Source organism: Zoogloea sp. GW822-FHT05C07 (assembly GCF_058800215.1).
Window position 1 is genome coordinate 4,623,063 of sequence record NZ_CM179510.1, and the last position, 22,872, is coordinate 4,645,934.

Below are 22,872 nucleotides of genomic sequence, written 5' to 3' on the forward strand. Positions count from 1 at the left end.
GAAAGGTATTCGGGGTTGGGGCGATGAGTCAGCGATGGTTCTCCAGCACCTCTCTCCACTGGGCCAGCGACGGGCTCTGGGATTCGAGTTGGTGCTGCAGGACCTGTTCTGCCATTTCGAGCATGGCTTTTTGTTCCTTGCTCAGGAAGCAAGGATATTGGGGTTCGAGGTGGACCACGAGGTCGCCGGCGTGCCGGCGGCCGCGGGCGGGAAAGCCGGCTTTCGGAACGCGGATTTCCTGCCTGGCGGACATCTCCGGCAGCAGGACTTCCTGCACGCCGTGCAGGGTCGGGACTTCGATGGTGCCGCCGGCCAGGAGGCGGAAGATGCTGACGGGGGCCGTCACGTGGATGTCGTGCCGGTCCAGGCGGAACAGCGGATGGGGGTGGGTCCGGACCGTCAGGTAGAGGTCACCGGGCTCGCCGCCATCCACGGCAGGGCCGCCTTGTCCGGCAACGCGCAGTTCGTCGCCGGGCAGCATGGCAGGGGGTAGGTTGACGGCCAGCCGGCGTTCGGCCGGGTGCCAGCCGCGTCCTTCGCAACTCGGGCAGCGGTGGTCGGTGGTGAAGCCCTTGCCGTGGCAATGGGGGCAGGGCTTGAGTCCCGTCTTGCCGCGAATCCGGCCGCTGCCGTGGCAATGGGAGCACATCGTGGTACGGCCATAATTGCGTTGGCCGCTGCCGTCGCAGTCGTCGCAGTCCACGCGGCCGTCGATCATGACCGAGACGGTTCCGCCATTGGCAGCTTCCTGCAGGTCCACGACGATGTCCATGCGGTGGTCCTCGCCCTTGGCGGGCGTAGGGCCGGGCGGTGGTTCGTCCGCGTCTTCGGGCTCCGGCAGTCGCGTCAGGCGTTCAAACGCTTCCCGGACGCGACGGAACTCGTCATGCGCTTCCGGCGCCGGATTGCGGTCCGGGTGCCAGCGCATGGCGAGGCGTTTGTAGGCGCGTTTGATTTCTGCAGCGGTCGCATCCGGCGCGACGCCGAGAATTTCATGGAAGTTTACGGCGGGCATTTCGATATTCTAATCGGCGGAGCCACCCTTGAGGGTCGGGACAGGAGAAAGGCGATGGGGCTGATGTTGCGCAGGGTACTGATCGCCATGGCGTGCCTTGCCGCCGGCAGTGGGTGGTCGGCCACCTTGCGCGTGGGGCCCGATGAGTCCATTCGCAGCGTTGCCGAGGCGGCGCGGGTGGCCAGGGACGGCGACGTCGTGGAGATTGTGGCTGGCAACTATAACGGCGATGTGGCGGTCTGGAATCAGGCTCATCTGACCATCCGCGGTGTGGGCGGCCGTCCAGTCCTTACGGCGGCCGGGCGGAGTGCGGAAGACAAGGGGATCTGGGTCGTGCGCGGAGGCGATGTGCTCATCGAGAACATTGCTTTCCGGGGGGCACGCGTGCCGGATCGCAACGGGTCGGGCATTCGTCACGAGCAAGGGCGGTTGACGGTGCGCAATTGCCTGTTCGATGACAACGAGATGGGCATCCTGACGGCGAACCGGAGTTCGCTGACGTTGATCGTCGAGAATTCCGAGTTTTCCCACGGGGTACTGGTGACGCCCCGCTTGAGTCACCTGCTGTACGTGGGACGCATTGCGCGGCTGGAGGTGCGGGGCAGTTACTTCCACCATGGCCTGGTCGGCCATCTCTTGAAGAGCAGGGCGCGGTTCAATCTGGTCGAATACAACCGGATCACCGACGAGAAGGAGGGGCGGGCCAGCTACGAGCTGGATTTTCCGAACGGCGGTACGGTGTTGCTGATCGGTAATTTAGTCCAGCAGTCGGCGGGTACGGAAAACGACCGCATGATCGCGTTTGGTGAAGAGGGCCTGCTGTACGAGCAGAATGAAATATTCCTGTCCAGCAACACGCTGGTGGATACGCTCCCTGCTGGGGGTGAGTTCCTGACGGTGTCGTCGCCGGAGCGGGTGTTGGTGAAGGCGTTCAACAACCTGCTGGTGAGTGCCTGTTCAGGATTGCCGTGCGTGGAAGGCCGGATTCGGCAGAGCGTCCATCGGATTCACGACAGGCGGCTACCGTGGAGCGCGAATGCCTTTCCCGTGGAAGCGGGAAACCGGTTCGTCCACGGAGCCGACACAAGTTTAGCCCTGGCGGCTGGCGGATACAGACCGAAGCTCGAAGGCGCGCAAAATACGGTCGATCCGGGCAGTGCGGAGGGCGTCTCGCTCGTGCCTCGCCGCGAGTATGTCCACCCCGCCAATACCAAGCAGCGGCCGGCGGGGCAGCCGGCCGTGCCCGGGGCGTTCCAGCCTTAGGCGTCCGTCTTGCGCCGTTCCTGGCGGCACTCGTGCAGGACTTCCACGGAGCCATCCTCGCGGGCGACTTCCATGCGCACTGCGAAACCCCACAGGCGGGCGACGTGTTTCAGCACTTCGTCCGCATCGCCGCTGAGCGGGCGGCGTTGATAGGCCTGGTGGCGGAGCGTCAGCGAGCGGTCGCCACGCAGGTCCACATTCCAGACCTGCAGGTTGGGCTCGCGGCTGCCCAGGTTGTAGTTGTCGGACAGGATCTCCCGCACCCGGCGATAGCCTTCCTCGTCGTGGATCGCCGACACCTTGAGTTTGGACTCCTTGTCGTCGTCGAGGATGGCGAACAGGCGGAAGTCGCGCATGACCTTGGGTGACAGGAACTGAGCGATGAAGCTCTCGTCCTTGAAGTTGCGCATCGCGAAGTCGAAGGTTTCCCGCCAGTCGCTGCCGGCGATGTCCGGAAACCAGTAGCGGTCTTCGTCGGTGGGGTTCTCGCAGATCCGGCGGATGTCCTGCCACATCGCAAAGCCCAGCGCGTAGGGGTTGAGGCCGTGATACCAGGGCTCGTTGTAGCTGGGCTGATAGACGACGTTGGTGTGGGAGTGCAGGAACTCCAGCATGAAGTTGTCTGCCAGCAGGCCCTCGTCGTACAGCGTGTTGATGAGGGTGTAATGCCAGTAGGTGGCCCAGCCCTCGTTCATCACCTGGGTCTGGCGCTGTGGGAAGAAGTACTGCCCGACCTTGCGGACGATGCGGACCACCTCGCGCTGCCAGGGCTCGAGCAGCGGTGCGTTCTTCTCGATGAAATAGAGCAGGTTTTCCTGGGGTTCGGAGGGAAAACGCCGTTGCTCCACGGCCTGGGTCTTGACGTGGGCCGTTGGCAGCGTCCGCCACAGGTCGTTGACCTGGCTTTGCAGGTACTCGGCGCGTTCCCGCTGGCGGGTCAGTTCCTTGTTGAGGGACAGCTTTTCCGGGCGCTTGTAGCGGTCGACGCCGACGTTCATCAGCGCGTGGCAGGAGTCGAGCAGCAGTTCGACCTCCTCCTCGCCGTAGCGCTCCTCACACTCGGTGAGGTAATTGCGGGCGAAGATCAGGTAGTCGATGATCGCGTCGGCATTTGTCCACTGCTTGAACAGGTAGTTGCCCTTGAAGAAGCTGTTGTGGCCGTAGGCCGCGTGGGCGATCACCAGTGCCTGCATCGTCATGGTGTTTTCTTCCATGAGATAGGCGATGCAGGGGTTGGAGTTGATGACGATCTCGTAGGCCAGCCCCATCTGCCCGCGTCGGTAGCTTTTTTCTGTCTGCAGGAAGCTCTTGCCAAAGGACCAGTGGTGATAATTGACGGGCATGCCCACCGACGAGTAGGCGTCCATCATCTGCTCGGAAGTGATCAGCTCGATCTGGGTGGGATAGGTGTCCAGCCCGTAGTTCCTGGCCACACGGTCGATCTCGGCGTGGTAGGCCTCAATCAGTTCGAATGTCCATTCGCCGGGGGCGGGCAGGGGCTGCTTCCGTTTCTGTCTTTTCGCGCTCATACGAGTTTCTTCTTGAAAAGTTCCCGGAACACCGGATAGATGTCCGGCAGGCCCTCGATGTGCTGCATGGCGAAGTTGGGGTGGGCGCCGATCAGCTTTTCGTATTCCCGCCACAGGTTCTGTGGCTCGCCCGGCGTGATCTCGATGTAGGCGAAGTACTGGACGAAGGGCAGGATGGTGTCGGCGAGCAGTTCGCGACAGTGCGGCGAGTCGTTCTCCCAGTTGTCGCCGTCCGAGGCCTGGGCGCCGTACACGTTCCAGGCGCCGTTCAGGTAACGGGCGTGCAGGATGTCCTTCATCATCTCGAGCGCGCTGGAGACGACTGTGCCGCCGGACTCGCGGGAGTGGAAGAAATCTTCCTCGTTCACTTCCTTGGCGATCGTGTGGTGGCGGATGAACACCACTTCGATGTGCTCGTAGGTGCGCGTCAGGAACAGGTAGAGCAGCATGAAGAAGCGCTTGGCCGTGGCCTTCTTGTCCTCATCCATCGAGCCTGACACGTCCATGATGCAGAACATCACGGCCTGGGTGGTCGGCTTGGGCACCTTGATCCGGTTGTTGTAACGCAGGTCGAAGGTGTCGATGAAGGGGATGGCCTCTATCTTGGCGCGCAGGATGCCGATTTCGTCCTTCAGCTTGAGGACTTCCGGATCGTCCTCCGGGCGCGTTTCAAGCAGTTCGTCCAGTTGCTGCTGCAGCTCCCGCAACTGGCCGCGATACGGTGAGCCGAGGGCCAGCCTGCGGCCCAGGGCACCGCGCAGGGAGCGGACCACGTTGATGTTGGCTGGCGTGCCGTCGTTGGTGAAGCCGGCGCGCTGGCTCTTGTACTCGTGGATGCGGGCCAGCTGGGTCTTGACCAGGTTGGGCAGGGCCAGGTCGTCGAAGAAGACGTCGAGGAACTCCTCTCGCGACAGGTTGAAGACGAAATCGTCCTCGCCTTCGCCGTCCTTGCTGGCTTTGCCCTTGCCGGTTCCGCCTCCGCCGCCTCCCTGTGGCCGGTTGATCTGGTCGCCAGACGAGAACTGGTCGTTGCCTGTGAAGACGTTTTCCCAGATGCCGCCGCGACCGTGATGAAACTGGGGTTCCGACAGATCCTTGCTCGGAATGGAAACACTTTCGCCGTTGTCCAGATCCTTGATTGAGCGGCCGGATATTGCGTCGGCCACGGCTTCACGGATCTGGTTCTTGAAGCGGCGCATGAATCGCTGCCGGTTTACAGCACTCTTGTTCTTGCTGTCGAACCGGCGGTCGATGATACGAACCATTCGAGCCTCCCGAATTGTTGGCGTTCACCGCCGGCAGCCCTGTCGGGCGCCGGCGAGCGGACGATCAAGACGACTTGCGGACGCGCAAATACCATTCGCACAGCAAGCGTACCTGCTTCTCGGTGTAGCCCTTTTCGATCATGCGATTGACGAAGTTCTGGTGCTTCTTCTGCTCGTCCCCGCTGGCCTTGGCATTGAAGCTGATGACCGGCAGCAGGTCCTCGGTGTTGGAGAACATCTTCTTCTCGATGACGGCACGCAGCTTCTCGTAGCTGGTCCAGCTGGGGTTCTTGCCGCTGTTCTTGGCGCGAGCCCGCAGCACGAAGTTGACCACCTCGTTGCGGAAGTCCTTCGGGTTGCTGATGCCCGCCGGCTTCTCGATTTTCTCGAGCTCGTCGTTGAGCGCGTTGCGATCGAGGATCTCGCCGGTGTTCTGATCACGGTATTCCTGGTCCTGGATCCAGAAGTCGGCGTAGGTGACGTAGCGGTCGAAGATGTTCTGGCCGTACTCGCTGTAGCTCTCCAGGTAGGCGGTCTGGATCTCCTTGCCGATGAACTCGGCGTAGCGGGGGGCGAGGAACTCCTTGATGAAGGCCAGGTAGCGGGCTTCGTTCTCTGGCGGGTACTGTTCCTGGGCGATCTGCTGTTCCAGTACGTACATCAGGTGTACCGGATTGGCCGCCACTTCCCGGTGGTCGAAGTTGAAGACCTTGGACAACACCTTGAAGGCGAAGCGGGTGGACAGGCCGTTCATGCCTTCGTCCACGCCCGCGTAGTCGCGGTATTCCTGGTAGCTCTTGGCCTTGGGGTCGGTGTCCTTCAGGTTCTCGCCGTCGTAGACGCGCATCTTGGAGAAGATGCTCGAGTTCTCGGGTTCCTTGAGCCGCGACAGCACCGCGAACTGGGCCATCATCTTGAGGGTGTCCGGCGCGCAGGGGGCGTTGGACAGGGAGCTGTGGGCCAGCAGCTTGTCGTAGATGCGGATCTCGTCGGAAGTCCGCAGGCAGTACGGCACCTTCACGGTGTAGATGCGGTCGAGGAAGGCCTCGTTGTTGCGGTTGTTGCGGAAGGCCATCCACTCGGACTCGTTGGAGTGGGCCATCACGATGCCGTCGAAGGGGATCGCGCCGAAGCCTTCGGTGCCCTTGTAGTTGCCTTCCTGCGTTGCGGTGAGCAGCGGGTGCAGCACCTTTATCGGCGCCTTGAACATTTCGACGAACTCGAGCAGGCCCCGGTTGGCCAGGCACAGGCCGCCGGAGTAGGAGTAGGCGTCCGGATCGTCCTGGGAGTATTGCTCGAGCTTGCGGATGTCGATCTTGCCGACGAGAGACGAGATGTCCTGGTTGTTCTCGTCGCCCGGTTCGGTCTTGGCAACCGCGATCTGGCGCAACACCGACGGGCGCAGCTTGACGACGCGGAACTTGGTGATGTCGCCGTTGAACTCGTGCAGGCGCTTGACCGCCCACGGGCTCATGATGGTGTTGAGGTAGCGCCGCGGAATCCCGTAGTCGTCCTCCAGGATCGCCCCATCCTCGACCGAGCTGAACAGGCCCAGCGGCGATTCATGCACCGGCGAGCCCTTGATCGCGTAGAACGGGATCTTCTCCACCAGGCTCTTCAGCTTCTCGGCCAGGGAACTCTTCCCGCCGCCGACCGGGCCGAGGAGGTAGAGGATCTGTTTCTTTTCCTCCAGTCCCTGTGCCGCATGTCGGAAATACGACACGATGTTTTCGATCGACTCCTCCATTCCGTAGAAGTCACGGAAGGCCGGATAGATCTTGATCATCTTGTTGGAAAAGATGCGTGACAGGCGTGGGTCGAGCCGGGTGTCGACGAGCTCCGGTTGGCCGATGGCCTGCAGCATGCGCTCGGCGGACGTCGCGTAGGCCACGGGATCGGATTTGCACAGTTCCAGGTATTCCTGGACAGACATTTCCTCTTCCTTGGCGGACTCGAAGCGGGCCTGGAAGCTGGTAAAGATACTCATCTAAGGTCTCCTGGGGCACGGACCCGGACCGGGGCGCCGGGGTCGCCATGTATGTACGGGACATACGGTTGATGACGCAGATACTTGAGCACCTCGTGAAGCTAGTCGCATTTGCCGTGGAGGCTGACGAACACGGCCATTTCATTCCATGTGATAGCAGAAAGATAAATGGAGTTCCGCATTGTGTGGGGCAGTTTTTCACATCTATCGCCCTAAAGCCAAGCACTGGCGCGGGGGCTGCGGATGGAGCAAAGGCCTGTGTTAGACTAAAGGTTTTTCCGACGACTCCGTCCGGCAGGAGGAGATAGGCGGCACATGTTTTGCTACGTGTTGTCTGTCCTGCTTGCGGAGCGTTTTTGTCAAGAACGATCAGGGAATTATCTTTTCATGAGCAACCAGGTTACCGTGAGCGCGCTCGAGCGCCGTATCGACATGTCCGTCCAGCTGTCCGAAATCGACAAGGATGTCGAGGCGCGTCTGAAGCAGATGGCTCGTACCGTCAAGATGCCGGGCTTCCGTCCGGGCAAGGTGCCGTACCGTCTGGTCGCCCAGTCCTACGGCCCGCAGGCCCGCTCCGAGGCCATCGGCGCTGCCGTCGAAAAGGCCCTTGGCGAACAGATCCGTGCCCAGAGCCTGCGCGTGGCGGGCTACCCGAGCATCGAGCCGAAGGAATCCACCGCGACCGACGTGCTGGAATTCAGCGCCGTTTTCGAGGTCTACCCGGAAGTCGTGATCAGTGACGTGAGCAGCCAGGAAGTCGAGCGCCCCCAGTTGGCCGTCGGCGACGCCGAAGTGGACAAGACCCTGGACGTGCTGCGCAAGCAACGCACCACTTTCGTGCCCGTCGAGCGTGCTGCCCAGGACGGCGACCGCGTGACGGTGGACTTTACCGGCCGCAAGGATGGTGTCGAGTTCGACGGTGGCAAGGCGACCGATTTCCCGTTCGTGATCGGCGGCGGCCAGATGCTCAAGGATTTCGAAACCGCTGTGCTGGGCCTGAACATCGGCGAGAGCAAGACTTTCGACATGACCTTCCCGGCTGACTACCACGCTGCCCACCTGGCTGATCAGACCGTGCAGTTCGAAGTCGTGCTGAAGAAGGTCGAAGAGCCCAAGCTGCCCGAGATCGATGCGGAGTTTGCCCAGTCCCTGGGCGTCGCCGACGGTGATGTGGCCAAGATGCGCGAAGAAGTGAAGGCCAACCTGGAGCGCGAAGTGAAGCGCCGCGTGCAGGCCAAGCTGAAGGAGCGTGTGATGAACGTGCTGATCGAGACCCATCCGATCGAAGTGCCGAAGGCGCTGGTCGAGCAGGAATCCAATCAGTTGGCTGAGAACGCCAAGAAGGATTTCGAGGCCCGCGGCATGAAGACCAAGGACCTGCCGATCGAGCCCGCCTGGTTTGCCGAGCAGGCCGTGCGTCGCGTCAAGCTGGGCCTGATCATGTCCGAGCTGGTCAAGAGCAAGGACCTGCTGGCCAAGCCCGAGCAGATCCGTGCCGTGATCGAAGATTTTGCAGCAAGCTACGAAGACCCGACTGAGGTCGTGAGCTGGTACTACTCGCAGCCCCAGCGCCTGGCCCAGGCCGAGGCTCTGGTGATCGAGGACAATGTGGTCGAGTGGGTCGTCAGCAATGCCAAGACGACCGATGTCGCCACTTCTTTTGACGACTTGATGGGTAATGCGGCTTAATTCCGCGGAAGGCAACGGCAAATGAATCCCTTTACACCCCCGAATTCCCGTACTGACTGGGACCCGGTCGGCCTCGGCCTGATCCCGATGGTTGTCGAACAGAGCGGCCGTGGTGAGCGCTCGTACGACATCTACTCGCGTCTTCTCAAGGAGCGGGTGGTGTTTCTGGTTGGTCCGGTCAATGATGTAACGGCCAACCTGATCGTTGCCCAGTTGTTGTTCCTTGAGTCGGAAAACCCGGACAAGGACATCTTCTTCTACATCAACTCCCCCGGCGGTTCGGTCACTGCAGGGATGGCGATCTACGACACCATGCAGTTCATCAAGCCCAATGTCAGCACGCTGTGCATCGGGCAGGCTGCGAGCATGGGCGCCTTCCTGCTGGCGGCCGGCGAGAAGGGCAAGCGTTTCTCGCTGCCCAACTCGCGGATCATGATTCACCAGCCGCTGGGCGGTTTCCAGGGCCAGGCGTCGGACATCGAGATCCATGCCCGCGAAATCCTGTCCCTGCGCGCCAAGCTCAACGACATGCTGGCCAAGCACACCGGCCAGGCTGTCGAGCAGATCGAACGCGATACCGACCGGGACAACTTCATGTCTTCGGAAGAAGCCGTCCGCTACGGTCTGGTGGACAAGGTCTTGACCAGCCGCAACGACGTGGTTTGATGGTCTTCTAGCTTCAAGTACAGAGAGAAAGGGCAGTAATGGCGGACAAGAAAACAAGCGGTGAAAAGCTCTTGTATTGCTCGTTCTGCGGCAAGAGCCAACACGAGGTCCGCAAGCTGATCGCGGGTCCGTCCGTGTTCATCTGCGATGAGTGCATCGAGCTCTGCAACGACATCATTCGCGATGAGATTACTGCAGACACCGGCGGTGCCAAGGGTGTCAAGGGCGAGTTGCCGTCTCCGAAGGAGATCAGCGCGATCCTCGACCAGTACGTGATCGGCCAGGCTTCGGCAAAGCGCATCCTCTCCGTGGCGGTGTACAACCACTACAAGCGGCTGCGCCACCTGTCGAAGACCCATGACGAAGTCGAGCTGTCGAAGAGCAACATCCTGCTGGTCGGCCCGACGGGCTCCGGCAAGACCCTGCTCGCCCAGACCCTGGCACGCCTTCTCAATGTGCCCTTCGTGATGGCGGATGCGACGACCCTCACCGAGGCCGGTTATGTCGGCGAGGACGTCGAGAACATCATCCAGAAGCTGCTTCAGAAATGCGACTACGAGGTGGACAAGGCCCAGCAGGGCATCGTCTACATCGACGAGATCGACAAGATCTCCCGCAAATCCGACAACCCGTCGATCACCCGCGACGTGTCCGGCGAAGGCGTGCAGCAGGCCCTGCTGAAGCTCATCGAAGGCACCATCGCGTCGGTTCCGCCGCAGGGCGGCCGCAAGCATCCGAACCAGGATTTCGTGCAGGTGGATACCACCAACATCCTGTTCGTCTGTGGCGGTGCCTTCGACGGCCTCGACAAGGTGATCCGCAACCGTACCGAGAAGGTCGGCATCGGTTTCGGCGCGGAAGTGAAGAGCAGCGAGAACAAGGATCTGTCCGAGTCCCTGCGTGAAGTGGAACCCGGCGATCTGATCAAGTTCGGCCTCATCCCCGAACTGATCGGTCGTCTGCCGGTGGTCGCGACGCTGCAGGAACTGGACGCAGATGCGCTGATCCAGATCCTCATCGAACCGAAGAACGCGCTGATCAAGCAGTATCAGAAACTCTTCTCGATGGAAGGCGTCGAACTCGAAGTGCGTCCGGCTGCCCTGCAGGCGATTGCCCGCAAGGCGCTGAAGCGCAAGACGGGTGCCCGCGGCCTGCGCTCGATTCTCGAAGCCACGCTGCTGGACACGATGTACGAACTGCCTTCCATGGAAAATGTTTCCAAGGTAGTGATCGACGAGGGCATGATCGATGGCAGCGCCAAGCCGATCCTGATCTACGCCGATCAACCCAAGGTCTCCGGCTCCAACTGACATCAAGCAGAAGTTTTTCGCAGGACTGCTTGAATTGATGTCGCTAGGGCCCCATATGGGGCCTTAGTGCCTTTAAAGGAATAATCATGTCGAGCACGCTTGACCTCCCCGAAGAACAGATCGAACTCCCGCTGCTGCCGCTGCGCGACGTAGTGGTGTTTCCCCACATGGTGATCCCGCTGTTCGTGGGGCGCCCCAAATCCATCAAGGCGCTCGAGAACGCCATGGAGGCCGGCAAGAGCATCCTGCTGGTGGCTCAAAAGTCCGCTGCGAAGGACGAGCCGTCGGCGGAAGACCTCTACGATCTCGGTTGTATCGCCAACATCCTGCAGATGCTCAAGCTGCCCGACGGCACCGTGAAGGTGCTGGTGGAGGGTGTGCAGCGTGCCCGCGTGGTGTCCGTCGAAGACCTGCGCACCCTGTTCGTCGCCAAGGCCCAGCCGATGCCGCTGACCGATGTGCCGAACAATGAAGTCGAGGCGATGCGCCGGGCCATCATCAGCCAGTTCGACCAGTACGTTAAGCTCAACAAGAAGATTCCGCCGGAAATCCTTAGCTCCCTGTCGGGCATCGAGGAGCCGGGTCGGCTTGCCGACACCATCGCTGCGCATCTGCCGCTGAAGCTCGAGCAGAAGCAGGAAATCCTCGAGATGTTCGATGCCGGTCAGCGTCTCGAACGTCTCCTCAACCAGCTCGAGACCGAGCTGGACATCCTCCAGGTCGAAAAGCGTATCCGTGGCCGCGTCAAGCGCCAGATGGAGAAGAGCCAGCGCGAGTACTACCTCAACGAGCAGGTCAAGGCCATCCAGAAGGAGCTCGGCGAGGGCGAGGACGGCGCCGATCTCGAGGAGATGGAGAAGAAGATCAAGGCTTCCGGCATGACCAAGGAAGCTACCGCCAAGGCCCAGGCCGAGCTCAAGAAGCTGCGCCTGATGTCGCCGATGTCCGCCGAGGCGACCGTGGTCCGCAACTACATCGAGACCCTGGTCGGCCTGCCGTGGAAGAAGAAGTCGCGGATCAGCAAGGATCTGGCCGAGGCCGAGAAGGTTCTCGACACCGAGCACTACGGCCTCGAGAAGGTCAAGGAACGCATCCTCGAGTATCTTGCCGTGCAGCAGCGTGTCGACAAGCTGAAGGCTCCGATCCTGTGCCTCGTCGGCCCTCCGGGTGTCGGCAAGACCTCCCTCGGCCAGTCGGTGGCACGTGCCACCAACCGCAAGTTCGTGCGCATGAGCCTCGGTGGTGTCCGTGACGAGGCCGAGATCCGCGGCCACCGTCGTACCTACATCGGCTCGATGCCGGGCAAGATCCTGCAGAACATGTCCAAGGTTGCGGTGCGCAATCCGCTGTTCCTGCTCGATGAAGTGGACAAGATGGGCCAGGACTTCCGCGGCGATCCGTCTTCGGCGCTGCTGGAAGTGCTCGATCCGGAGCAGAACGCGACCTTCGTGGACCACTACATCGAGGTGGAATACGACCTGTCGGATGTGATGTTCGTGGCCACCGCCAACACCCTCAACATCCCGGCGCCGCTGCTCGACCGGATGGAGGTGATCCGCCTGTCGGGCTACACCGAAGACGAGAAGGTGAACATCGCCCAGCGCTACCTTGTTCCGAAGCAGATGAAGAACAACGGGATCAAGCGCGAGGAGCTGTCGGTCACCGAAGATGCGATCCGCGACATCGTCCGCTTCTACACCCGCGAGGCGGGCGTGCGGGGTCTCGAGCGCGAAGTGTCCAAGGTCTGCCGCAAGGTGGTGAAGGCGCTGGTCCTCGGCAAGCGCAAGGCCAAGGTGATCGTCAATGCCAAGACCCTCGACAAGTACCTGGGCGTGCGCAAGTACTCCTACGGTGTTGCCGAGAAGGAAAACCAGATTGGTCAGGTTACTGGCCTCGCCTGGACCGAAGTGGGTGGCGAACTGCTGACCGTCGAAGCGGTGGCACTGCCGGGCAAGGGCAAGATCATGACTACCGGCAAGCTCGGCGAGGTCATGCAGGAGTCCATCCAGGCGGCGTTGTCGGTTGTGCGTCGGCGTTCCAAGTCGCTGGGCATCCAGGAGGATTTCTACCAGAAGTCCGACATCCACATCCACCTGCCGGAAGGCGCGATTCCCAAGGACGGTCCGTCGGCGGGTATCGCCATCAGCACCGGCCTGGTGTCCGTGCTGACCGGCATTCCGGTGCGTTGCGATGTGGCGATGACTGGCGAAATCACGCTGCGCGGCGAAGTCCTGCCCATCGGCGGCCTGAAGGAAAAGCTGCTGGCGGCTGTCCGCGGTGGCATCCGTACGGCGCTGATCCCCGAGGAAAACGTCAAGGACCTCACCGACATTCCGGACAACGTGAAGAACGCGCTGGAAATCATCCCTGTGAAGTGGATCGACCAGGTGCTCGAGCACGCGCTGGAGCGCAAACCCGAGCCGCTGCCGGAAGTGCCGGCTGCCGAGGTGGCGGTTGCTGCTCCGGCAGAAACCCCGGACAACGGCGGCGTGGTGAAGCACTGATCGGCTTGTCCGTTTCCTGCGTCGGCCCGTCGGGTTGATGCAGGCGCTTGGCTACATAGAAAAGACCTCGAGCGGCTTGCCGTCGCTCGAGGTCTTTTACTTTCTGCGGTCTTTTTTCCGCCGTGTTTTCAACTGGGGCCCGAGGCGTGAGGGCTTCGGGCCGCCCTTTAGTTCTCCAGCCCCCGTGCCAGCCGCCATTGTTTGACCAGCGCGTAGATGGCCGGGATTACGGCGAGGGTCAGGACGGTGGAGGAGAGCATGCCGCCGACCATCGGCGCGGCGATGCGGCTCATCACCTCGGAGCCGGTGCCGCTGCTCCACATGATCGGCAGCAGGCCGGCCATGATCGCGACGACCGTCATCATCTTCGGGCGCACGCGCTCGACCGCGCCTTCCATCACCGCCTCGTACAGATCGCCGACATGGGGTGCCCGACCTTCTGCGCGGCAGCGGGTCTTTAGGGCTTCCCAGGCGTGGTCCAGGTAGATCAGCATCACCACGCCGGTCTCCGCCGCCACGCCGGCCAGCGCGATGAAGCCGACGGCCACCGCGACAGACAGGTTGTAGCCGAGCAGCCACATCAGCCACACGCCACCGACCAGCGCGAAGGGCACCGACAGCATGACGATCAGTGTCTCGGTGATGCGCCGGAAGTTGAGGTAGAGCAGTACGAAGATGGTCAGCAGCGTGATCGGGATGACGATCTTCATCTTTTCGATGGCCCGCTCCATGTACTCGAACTGCCCGCTCCAGCTCACGTAGTAGCCTGGCGGAAACTTGACCTGGTCGGCGACGGCCTTCTTCGCGTCGGCTACGTAGCCACCGATGTCCCGGTCGCGGATGTCCACGTAGATGTAAGCGGACAACAGTGCGTTCTCGGTGCGGATGCCCGGTGTGCCCTTGGCGATGCCGACGCGGGCGAGCTGGCCTAGGGGCACCATCGCGCCGCCCATCGTCGGCACCAGCACCTGACTGGCGATCTGCTGAGGATCGGAACGCAGCTCGCGCGGGTAGCGCACGGTGACGCCGAAGCGCTCGCGGCCTTCGACGGTGGTGGTGACCATCTCGCCGCCGAGGGCGCTGGCGATGACGTCCTGCAGGTCCCCGACGGCGAGGCCATAACGGGCCAGTTGCTCCCGGTCCGGTTCGATGTCAAGGTAGAAGCCGCCGGTGATGCGTTCGGCGAAGGCGCTGGTGGTGCCCGGCACGGTCTTCACGACGGCCTCGATCTCTTTGGCCAGCTTCTCCATCTCGTCCAGATCCTTGCCGAAGACCTTGATGCCGATCGGCGTGCGGATGCCGGTGGACAGCATGTCGGTGCGCGCCTTGATCGGCATCGTCCAGGCATTGGCGACACCGGGGAACTGCAGGGCCTTGTCGAGCTCGGCTATCAGCTTGTCGGTGGTCATGCCCGGCCGCCATTCGGACTGGGGCTTGAGGTTGATGACGGTCTCAAACATCTCTGGCGGCGCCGGGTCGGTGGCGGTGTTGGCGCGGCCAGCCTTGCCGAACACCGACTCGACTTCGGGGAAGCTCTTGATGATCTTGTCCTGGGTCTGCATCAGCTCGGCGGCCTTGGTCATCGACATGCCGGGCAGGGAAGTGGGCATGTAGAGGAGGGTGCCTTCGTTCAGCGTCGGCATGAACTCCGAGCCCAGGCGGGAGGCCGGATAGATCGACACCACCAGCGCTAGCATGGCCAGCGCGATGGTCAGCTTCTTCCAGTGCATCACCGCGGCGATGATCGGCCGATAGAGCCAGATCAGCGCCCGGTTCACTGGGTTCTTCGCCTCCGGCATGATCCGACCGCGGATGAACAGCAGCATCAGCACCGGCACCAGCGTTACCGACAGCAGCGCCGCAGCGGCCATCGAGAAGGTCTTGGTATAGGCCAGCGGCGAGAACAGCCGGCCTTCCTGGCCTTCCAGCGTGAACACCGGCAGGAAGGAGACGGTGATGATCAAGAGCGAGAAGAACAGTGCCGGGCCGACCTCCTTGCAGGCGGCCAGCATCGCCTCGAAGCGCTCGTTGGTGGTGTGCCCTTCCGGCAGGCGCTCCAGGTGCTTGTGGGCGTTCTCGATCATCACGATGGCGGCGTCGATCATCGCGCCGATTGCAATGGCGATGCCGCCCAGGCTCATCAGGTTGGAGTTCATGCCCAACAGGCGCATGGCGATGAAGGCCATCAGCACGCCCACCGGCAGCATCAGGATCGCCACCAGCGCGCTGCGTACATGGAGCAGGAAGACCACGCACACCAGCGCGACGATCAGCGATTCTTCGATCAGCGTGCTCTTGAGAGTCTCGATGGCCCGGTGGATCAACTCGGAGCGGTCGTAGACCGTCTGCACCGATACGCCTTCCGGCAAGCCGGGGCCGATCTCGGCGATCTTGTCCTTCAGGTTGTGGATGACCTCCAGCGCGTTCTGGCCGTAACGGGCCATGGCGATACCGCCCACCACTTCGCCGTCGCCGTTAAGCTCGGTGAGGCCGCGGCGTTCGTCCGGTGCCAGTTCGACGCGGGCGATGTCACGGACCAGCACCGGCGTCCCGCCTTCGGCCTTGACGACCAGTGCCCCGATGTCGTCCTTGCCGCGCAGATAGCCTTTGCCGCGCACCATGTACTCGGTCTCGGCCATCTCCACCACGCGGCCGCCCACGTCCCGGTTGGAGTCGCGGATCACCTGGGCGACCTTCATCAGCGGAATGCCGTAGGCGCGCAGCTTCACTGGATCGACGGTGACCTGGTAGGTCTGCACGAAACCGCCGATAGAGGCGACCTCAGCGACGCCGTGGGCCTTGGCCAACTGGTAGCGCAGGTACCAGTCCTGGATCGTGCGCAGCTCGGCGAGGGTCTTCTCCTTGGCGATCAGCGCGTATTGATAGACCCAGCCGACGCCGGTGGCGTCCGGTCCGATCTGCGGCGTCACGCCCTTGGGCATGCGGCCGGCGGCGAAGTTGAGGTATTCGAGGACCCGTGAGCGGGCCCAGTAGATGTCGGTGCCATCCTCGAAGATCACATAAACGAAGGACGCGCCGAAGAAGGAGAAGCCCCGCACGACCTTCGACTTAGGCACCGACAGCATGGCCGTGGTGAGCGGGTAGGTGACCTGGTCCTCGACCACCTGCGGCGCCTGGCCGGGGTATTCGGTGTAGACGATGACCTGCACGTCGGAGAGGTCGGGGAGCGCGTCGATGGGCGTGCGCAGCACCGCGAAGACGCCGGCGAGGACGATGAATAGCGTGGCGAGCAGGACCAGGAAGCGGTTGCGCCCCGACCAGTCGATAAGCTTGGCTAGCATGAGCGGGGTCCTGTCAGTGTCCAGCGTGGGCCTTGGCTGTTGCTGCGGCGCCGGCCGGCTTGACCGCCGTGATCACCCATTCTCCCGGCTGGCGTTCGACGAACTCGAAGCTGATCCGAGCACCGGGCTTGAGGGCTTGCTGCAGGGCCGGATTGGCCAGCTTGAAGTCCATGGTCATCGCCGGCCACTTGAGGCTGGGCACCGGATCATGGCTGAGGGTGACGGTGTTCTCCTTGGGGTCGAGACCCTCCACCGTGCCCTCTGTGCGATGGCCGACGGAAGCTGGGGCGACGGCTGGATTGGCTCCGTGGTCCGCTTGACCGAAGCCGTCCAGCGCAGCCTTCAGGTTGCTCTCCGCGTCGATCAGGAAATTGGCTGCAACGACGACCTGCTCGCCGGCCTTGATGCCTTGCAGTACCTCGATGTGGTTTTCACTGCGGCTGCCCAGCTTCACCTCCCGCGGCTCGAAACGGCCTTCGCCGTGGGCGACGAGGACGATCTGACGCGTGCCGCTGTCGATCACCGCCGAGTTGGGTACGGTCACGACCTGCTGCCGGCCGCCGACCGGCAGCTCCAGCTGCGCGAACATCGCGGGCTTCAGCAGCAGGCCGGGATTGGCGAGTTCCACGCGGACGGGTACGGTCCGCGTCTCTGCGTTGAGGGTCGGATAGACATAGCTCACCTTGCCCTCGAAGACCTTGTCCGGATAGGCGTTGATGCGCACCCGGGCCGGGCTGCCGCTGCGGATTTGCCCGATGTCCTGCTCGAACACGTCGGCGACCACCCACACCGACGACAGGTCGGCGACCTGGTACAAGGCGTCGCCCGGCATGAAGCGCATTCCCTGGAGGGCCTTCTTCTCGGTGACGATGCCGGCCACCGGCGAGCGGAAGGTCAGCGTGCGCTTGGTGGCGCCCGATTTGGCGAGGGTGCGGATCTGCTCGTCGGAAATGTCCCAGTTGCGCAGGCGCTGCAGGCTGGATTCGGCGAGCTGCTTCATGCCGCTCTGGGCCTCGCTGCCGGCATCCTTGAGGGCCTCGACACCCTGGGCGGCGATGGCGTACTCGCGCTGGGCGGACACCAGCTCCGGGCTGTAGACCTCGAACAGGGGCTGCCCCTTGGCGACCGGCTGGCCGGTGACATTCACGTGCAGGCGCTCGACGTAACCTTCGAACTTAGGCGAGATCGCGAAGCTGCGCCGCTCGTCGATCTCCACGCGGCCGGCGGCGCGCACAGTGCGGTCGAGGCTGCGCAGTTCGGCGGCTTCGGTGCGCACGCCGAGCTTCTGGACCTTATCGGTGCTGATCTTCACCGTCCCGGCGGCGGTCGGCGTGTCATCCGCCTCGCCTTCATAGACCGGGATGTAGTCCATCCCCATCGGGTCCTTTTTGGGCGTCGGCGAGGTATCCGGCAGGCCCATCGGGTTGCGGTAGTACAGCAGCTTGCGTTCCTTCTTCGCGCCGTCCGCCGGCGCCGCGGCGACCGGGCTGCTCGCTTGCTGCGGGCCAACCGGGGGGCGTTGCCCGAGCCAGTAGCCGCCACCGGCAGCGAGGGCGATGGCGAGGCCGACGGCAATGCCTGCGCCTGCTTTCATAGGTCTTCTCCGAGAATGCGTTCGATTTCTGCAAGGCGCAGCTGTGCTTCGGCCTGGGCCTTGATGCTGCTCTGGCGGGCCTGCTTGATCTGCCGCTGGGCGTCGAGCAGCGTAGCGAAATCCACCTTGCCGTTTTCGTAGCCGGCGAGGGCGGCCTTGAAGCTGAGCTCCGCTTGCGGCAGCAGGCTGGTGGTGGTCAGGGTCTCGGTCAGGCGAGCTGACTCAAGCCCCGAGAGATTTTCCGCGAGCTCGCCGAGCACCTGGTTGGCGGTTGCGTCGTGGCGAGCCCGGGCGGCGGACAGCATGGCCTCCGATTCCCTTTCCTGGGCACGGCGGGAGCCCTGCTGCAGCGGCAGGTTCAGCTCGACCATCAGCTCCCATTCCCGCACCGCGCCCTGGTACTGGATCGGCGAAACGCCCAGCGTGAAGTCCGGGTAACGGTTCTTGTAGGTGAGTTCGCGGTTCTTCTCGGCGGCGCGGATGCGGGCTTCGTCGGCGAAGATCTGCGGATTGCGGGCGCGCACGCGTTCCTCGAGCGTCGCCGGATCGAGCCGGGCAGCGACTGGCAGCGGGCGCAGGCGTTGGGGCGGCGCCAGCGGCGCGGCGCTGGGGCGGGCCAGCAGCGCATTGAGTCGCGCGTGCAGTTGCCGGTGCTCGTTCTGCAACGCGAGCAGTTCGCTTTTCATGCCGGTCTGTTCGACCTGGGCGCGGATCACGTCCTGCTGGGCGGCCAGGCCACCGGCGTAGCGCGCCTGGGCGATCTTCTCGAGGCGCATCATCAGGTCGAGGATCTCGCGGGTTAGCTGCTCGTTGCGGGAGACGTACTGCAGCTGGGAGTAGGTGCTCTTGATACGGGCGGAGAGCTCGGCCCAGGTGCCGCTGGCCCGTCCGCTGGCGCCGCGGGCGTCGAGCTCGGCGATCTCCCGCTTGAGGTCGCGTTTGCCCAGCCAGGGCACGTCCTGCATCAGCAGGTAGCGCGTGCTGCCGACCTGGGCCGGCAGCAGGGCCGGATTCTGGTCGCCCATGCGGGTGATGTCGCGTAGTTCGGTGCGGAACTTCGGGTCGGGCAGGGCGCCGGCCGGAATCACCCGCTCGGCCGCGGCGTCAGCCTCATGGCGCATGGCCGCGTAGTCCGGATTGCGCTCGCGGGCGTAGGCGAGCAGGGACTCCACATCGGCGCCGATCAGCGCTTCCTGTGCCTGGGCGCTCACGCCGATGGCACACAACAGCACGGCAAGAAGGCTTCTGGCGCGACATGGCATTCGCGTTCTCATTGTTTGCTCCCTGAGCATCACTGGGGCGGGTCTGGCGCGCCTCGCAATCAGGCGAGGCCGGACTGCACACTCATTTGCGCTTCAACTCTACGACGGTCATCGCGCCGTTCACCTGATCCGCCGCGAAGAGGATCTGGTCGCCGGCCTTGAGCTGGTCGAGCCACGCGGGGTCCTGCACGCGGAACATCATCGTCATCGCCGGCATGCCGTTCGGCAGCGGGCCGTGGGACAGGGTCACGCGCCCGGCGGCCTTGTCCACCTTCTTCACCAGGCCTTCGGTCAGCGTCGCCGGGGCCAGGGCGGCGTGGCTGCCATGATTGTGGGCGTCGGCCGTTTGAGGCTTGTCTTTGGCTGCGGGGGCCGGCAGGGCTGCTGCGGAAAGAAGGGCTGCGAAGATGATTCCAAGGGGCGTCTTCATGATGACTGGATCCAGATGAACGGAAGGGATGCCCCATTTTGGCAAGCCTTCACCGACGGGAAGCTGTCCCGAACATTACATTTCAGTAATCTTGGCTGGATCAGTGCTGATGCTTGAAGCCGGGCGGATGGGTATGGCCCTTCTTCATCCCGGCTTGTGCCGACGCCGGCTCATCCTCGTGATGGTCCGCATGGTCGCCGTGCTCATGGTGCTCATCGTCGTCGTCATGCTCGTGCCCGTCATGATGCCCATCGAGCCCACCGTGGCGGTGCCCCTCGCTGGAGGCGACCAGGGCACGGTAGTCGGCAGCGGTCAGCCCGGGCAGCTTCTGCACGAACGCGACCAGATCCCAGATCGCCTCGTCCTCCATCCCACCCTTGGACCAGGCCGGCATGCCCGATGCCTTGATGCCATGCTTGATGATCCAGAACCGACGCGCCTGGGCAAACTGCGGGTCGAGCGTGGCGGCTGACTTGTCTGCAAGCCTGGACGGTGTTGGATACAGCCCCTTGCGGATTTCGGAGTCTTCCGCGCCTGGCGACAGGTGACATCCGACGCACATCGCGTCGTAGTTGCCCGAACCGCGGCGGATGCGTTCGGGGTTGGCCAGATCGACGGGCGGCTCGATGTCGTGTGCCCGGACCGCGATGGAGCGCTCGCGGGCAAATTCGAGCACGCGATAGGTCAGCGGTGCGTGTGGATTGTCGGCTGCAACGTCGATGGCGCCGGCGTAAAGGGCGATCGCGCCTGCTGCCACGCCGACTGCGGCCAGCGCTGAAACGATGCTCAGAGTCTTGTTCATTCCTGGGTTCCCTGCGGCCCGGCTTCATCGCCGGCCCGCTATTGTTGTGCGTCTGGCAAAACTGGTTTGCCGTCACACTTCTGTTTCAAATCGTCGAGTGGGGTTACAGTGCGGGGTATCGGCGCGCCGAATCAACCCCTGTGTTTCAAGATCCGTTCCAGAATGAGTGAAATTGCCCCCCAACTCTCGTATGTAGGCTCCTGCGAATTACCCACGCAGTGGGCCAAGTTTCAACTCCACGGTTTCGTCGACGAACGGACCGACAAGGAGCATGTTGCCCTGACCTTGGGCGACATTGCCAACGGCGAGCCGGTGCTGGCCCGCGTCCATTCGGAATGCCTGACCGGCGACGCGCTGTTCAGCCAGCGCTGCGATTGCGGCGCCCAGCTGGAAGAAGCGCTGCGGCGGATCGCCAAGGCGGGCAGGGGCGTGCTCATGTATCTCCGCCAGGAAGGCCGTGGCATCGGCCTGATCAACAAGATTCGCGCCTATCAGCTGCAGGATGGCGGGGCCGATACCGTCGAGGCCAACACGGCTCTCGGTTTTCCGGCGGACATGCGCAGCTACGAGCTGTGCAAGCCCATGCTGGCGCATCTCGGTGTCGGCGCCTTGCGCCTGATGACGAACAATCCGCGCAAAGTCGCCGCTCTGACCGACGTCGGCATCGAGGTTGTCGAGCGTGTTCCGCTGGAAGTGGGCAATAACTGCTGGAATCAGCGCTATCTGTCCACTAAGCGCCGCAAGTTGGGGCATCTGCTCACCTCCGAACGGGCATGAACGTAGCGTCGCCGACCGTAGCCGAGCTGTTCGCGCATTACTGGTCGGCGAAAGAGCTGGCGGTCAACCTCATCGTTTTCGCCAATCTGCTCGGTGCGCTGCTGCTTGGTCTGCTGGTGGGCTACGAGCGTAGTTACCATGGCCGGGCCGCAGGGATGCGGACCTATGGGCTGGTCTGCATGGCGTCCTGCGCGCTGACGGTGATCGTTGGTTATCCGGGGTCGTGGTATGGCGGGAGTGCACTGACGGAGCTGCTCGGCCATGCGCCGCCCGACCCCACTCGGGTCATCCAGGGCATCGTGTCCGGCGTCGGTTTCCTCGGTGCCGGCGTGATCATGAAGGAAGGCCTCAACATCAGCGGCCTGACCACCGCCGCGTCGATCTGGTCTTCGTCGGCAATCGGCGTGCTGGTCGGGGTTGGCTTCTATTCGGCGGCAATCCTGCTGACGCTGCTCTCCGCCGCACTGATGATGTGGGCGTCGAGGCTGGAAAAATGGCTGCCTTCCCGCCACGCCGTGTCCATCGTGCTGCGCTTTCGCACGGGCTTCCACCCCAACGAGGCGGTACTGTCTTCCATCGCCAAGGCGCGTGGCTATGAATTGGCTGCCGGTTCCATCCAGATCCACCGCTCCAACGACTGCGAAGAGTGGCGTTACGTGGCTGTGGCCCTCAACAAGGATTCGGCGATGTCGATTGCCGCCCTGTCTGCGGAGCTGCGGCATTTCGACGGCATCGAGGAGTTCCACCTCTCCTACGCGAGAAACTGACGGCTGCGGCTGATTTGTCGAGGCACGCCCATGGGCATGGCGCATCGCCGCACACCAAGCTAGAATGCCGCCCTCGCCTCTCCGTAGTTCAATGGATAGAACGGGCGCCTCCTAAGCGCCAGATACAGGTTCGATTCCTGTCGGGGGGACCAAATTGCTGTAGCAAGAGGTCTCAAGGAGTATCCTGAGCGCACAAAAAAGCCCGCGATTGCGGGCTTTTTTGTTTTGGGGGGTACGATCACGAGCATTCTGGTGATCAGGCAGAGCTTCCCCCGCCGAATCGGGCGCGGACACTCTGCGCTGTGGGCAGAGTTCCGGGCTCGTTCGAGTTTGATGTGCGGACGGAGAGACTCGAACTCTCACGCCAAGGGCGCCAGAACCTAAATCTGGTGCGTCTACCAATTCCGCCACGTCCGCTGAAGGGCTCGCATTGTAAAGGCAGTGCGGTGCCATTGCCAGCCCTTCGATTTTTCCGGTGGATGGTGTGTTTTGAAAACACCACACTTTGGGTGCGCCGCTTAGCCTGGGTCTGCATCGCGGGATGTCAGCCCGGGGGCTTGGGCTTAGAATTCCATCCGTCCGGATGAGCGATGTGACGTGTCTGGTGACGATGGAATAAAAAACCCCCGGCAAGGGGAGCGCCGGGGGTCAAAAAATGCCTTGCTTGCTCAAGGCACCCGCTCAGGGAGGTATAGCGGGAGACGGTTCAG

General features: G+C 63.0%; 16 protein-coding genes and 2 tRNA genes. 8 read left to right on the plus strand and 10 right to left on the minus strand.

Annotated elements, in window-relative coordinates:
- Nucleotides 1–28: 28 nt before the first annotated feature.
- Nucleotides 29–1,015, minus strand: coding sequence for a DnaJ C-terminal domain-containing protein (locus tag AC3QL2_RS21320; RefSeq protein ID WP_493232326.1), 987 nt, complete (start codon nt 1,013–1,015; stop codon nt 29–31).
- Here AC3QL2_RS21320 and AC3QL2_RS21325 point away from each other — a divergent pair.
- Complete coding sequence (locus AC3QL2_RS21325; RefSeq protein WP_493232327.1) at nt 995–2,278, plus strand: right-handed parallel beta-helix repeat-containing protein; 1,284 nt, start codon at nt 995–997, stop codon at nt 2,276–2,278. The two genes, AC3QL2_RS21320 and AC3QL2_RS21325, sit on opposite strands and share 21 nt — an antisense overlap.
- Here the strand turns inward: AC3QL2_RS21325 and AC3QL2_RS21330 are convergent.
- The 3 genes from AC3QL2_RS21330 to AC3QL2_RS21340 all read right to left on the minus strand — a co-directional run bounded on the left by AC3QL2_RS21330 (nt 2,275) and on the right by AC3QL2_RS21340 (nt 7,059).
- Entirely contained in the window at nt 2,275–3,807 is a 1,533-nt protein-coding gene (locus AC3QL2_RS21330) for a SpoVR family protein (protein WP_493232328.1), read from the minus strand. The two genes, AC3QL2_RS21325 and AC3QL2_RS21330, sit on opposite strands and share 4 nt — an antisense overlap.
- Nucleotides 3,804–5,072 (minus strand): YeaH/YhbH family protein, encoded by a 1,269-nt coding sequence (locus tag AC3QL2_RS21335; RefSeq protein WP_493232329.1) that lies wholly within the window; start codon nt 5,070–5,072, stop codon nt 3,804–3,806. Before AC3QL2_RS21335 ends, AC3QL2_RS21330 begins: the two co-directional genes overlap by 4 nt.
- Before the next feature lie 64 nt (nt 5,073–5,136).
- Nucleotides 5,137–7,059: a PrkA family serine protein kinase gene (locus AC3QL2_RS21340; protein ID WP_493232330.1), complete on the minus strand. Its 1,923-nt coding sequence runs from the start codon at nt 7,057–7,059 to the stop codon at nt 5,137–5,139.
- Between the two features lie 387 nt (nt 7,060–7,446).
- Between AC3QL2_RS21340 and tig the strand changes: the two genes are divergently transcribed.
- The 4 genes from tig to lon all read left to right on the plus strand — a co-directional run bounded on the left by tig (nt 7,447) and on the right by lon (nt 13,228).
- Nucleotides 7,447–8,748, plus strand: a complete 1,302-nt coding sequence (gene tig, locus AC3QL2_RS21345; RefSeq protein ID WP_493232331.1) for a trigger factor — start codon at nt 7,447–7,449, stop codon at nt 8,746–8,748.
- A gap of 21 nt (nt 8,749–8,769) precedes the next feature.
- The gene (gene clpP, locus AC3QL2_RS21350; protein ID WP_481114550.1) at nt 8,770–9,414 is read left to right on the plus strand and encodes an ATP-dependent Clp endopeptidase proteolytic subunit ClpP; all 645 of its coding nucleotides are present in this window, start codon (nt 8,770–8,772) and stop codon (nt 9,412–9,414) included.
- 38 nt (nt 9,415–9,452) lie between these two features.
- A complete protein-coding gene (gene clpX, locus AC3QL2_RS21355; RefSeq protein WP_493232332.1) occupies nt 9,453–10,724 on the plus strand; it encodes an ATP-dependent Clp protease ATP-binding subunit ClpX in 1,272 nt (423 codons plus the stop codon).
- An 86-nt stretch (nt 10,725–10,810) separates the two neighbouring features.
- On the plus strand, nt 10,811–13,228 hold the full coding sequence (lon, locus tag AC3QL2_RS21360) for an endopeptidase La (RefSeq protein ID WP_493232333.1): 2,418 nt from the start codon (nt 10,811–10,813) through the stop codon (nt 13,226–13,228).
- 167 nt (nt 13,229–13,395) lie between these two features.
- Here the strand turns inward: lon and AC3QL2_RS21365 are convergent, their stop codons facing one another.
- From AC3QL2_RS21365 to AC3QL2_RS21385, 5 genes are all read right to left on the minus strand, one after another.
- Complete coding sequence (locus tag AC3QL2_RS21365) at nt 13,396–16,530, minus strand: efflux RND transporter permease subunit (protein ID WP_493232334.1); 3,135 nt, start codon at nt 16,528–16,530, stop codon at nt 13,396–13,398.
- Between the two features lie 13 nt (nt 16,531–16,543).
- A complete protein-coding gene (locus AC3QL2_RS21370) occupies nt 16,544–18,124 on the minus strand; it encodes an efflux RND transporter periplasmic adaptor subunit (RefSeq protein WP_493232335.1) in 1,581 nt (526 codons plus the stop codon).
- Nucleotides 18,121–19,356, minus strand: coding sequence for a TolC family protein (locus AC3QL2_RS21375; RefSeq protein ID WP_493232336.1), 1,236 nt, complete (start codon nt 19,354–19,356; stop codon nt 18,121–18,123). Before AC3QL2_RS21375 ends, AC3QL2_RS21370 begins: the two co-directional genes overlap by 4 nt.
- A 112-nt stretch (nt 19,357–19,468) precedes the next feature.
- Nucleotides 19,469–19,816 (minus strand): copper-binding protein, encoded by a 348-nt coding sequence (locus AC3QL2_RS21380; protein WP_493232337.1) that lies wholly within the window; start codon nt 19,814–19,816, stop codon nt 19,469–19,471.
- A 100-nt stretch (nt 19,817–19,916) separates the two neighbouring features.
- Entirely contained in the window at nt 19,917–20,618 is a 702-nt protein-coding gene (locus AC3QL2_RS21385) for a c-type cytochrome (protein WP_493232338.1), read from the minus strand.
- A 162-nt stretch (nt 20,619–20,780) separates the two neighbouring features.
- Between AC3QL2_RS21385 and ribA the strand changes: the two genes are divergently transcribed.
- The 3 genes from ribA to AC3QL2_RS21400 all read left to right on the plus strand — a co-directional run bounded on the left by ribA (nt 20,781) and on the right by AC3QL2_RS21400 (nt 22,314).
- On the plus strand, nt 20,781–21,395 hold the full coding sequence (gene ribA, locus AC3QL2_RS21390) for a GTP cyclohydrolase II (protein WP_481114543.1): 615 nt from the start codon (nt 20,781–20,783) through the stop codon (nt 21,393–21,395).
- Nucleotides 21,392–22,162 (plus strand): MgtC/SapB family protein, encoded by a 771-nt coding sequence (locus AC3QL2_RS21395; protein ID WP_493232339.1) that lies wholly within the window; start codon nt 21,392–21,394, stop codon nt 22,160–22,162. The genes ribA and AC3QL2_RS21395 overlap by 4 nt, the downstream gene beginning before the upstream one ends.
- A 77-nt stretch (nt 22,163–22,239) precedes the next feature.
- Nucleotides 22,240–22,314 (plus strand) — tRNA-Arg (locus AC3QL2_RS21400).
- A gap of 184 nt (nt 22,315–22,498) precedes the next feature.
- Here the strand turns inward: AC3QL2_RS21400 and AC3QL2_RS21405 are convergent.
- Nucleotides 22,499–22,579: transfer RNA gene (locus AC3QL2_RS21405), tRNA-Leu, on the minus strand.
- Between the last annotated feature and the right edge of the window lie 293 nt (nt 22,580–22,872).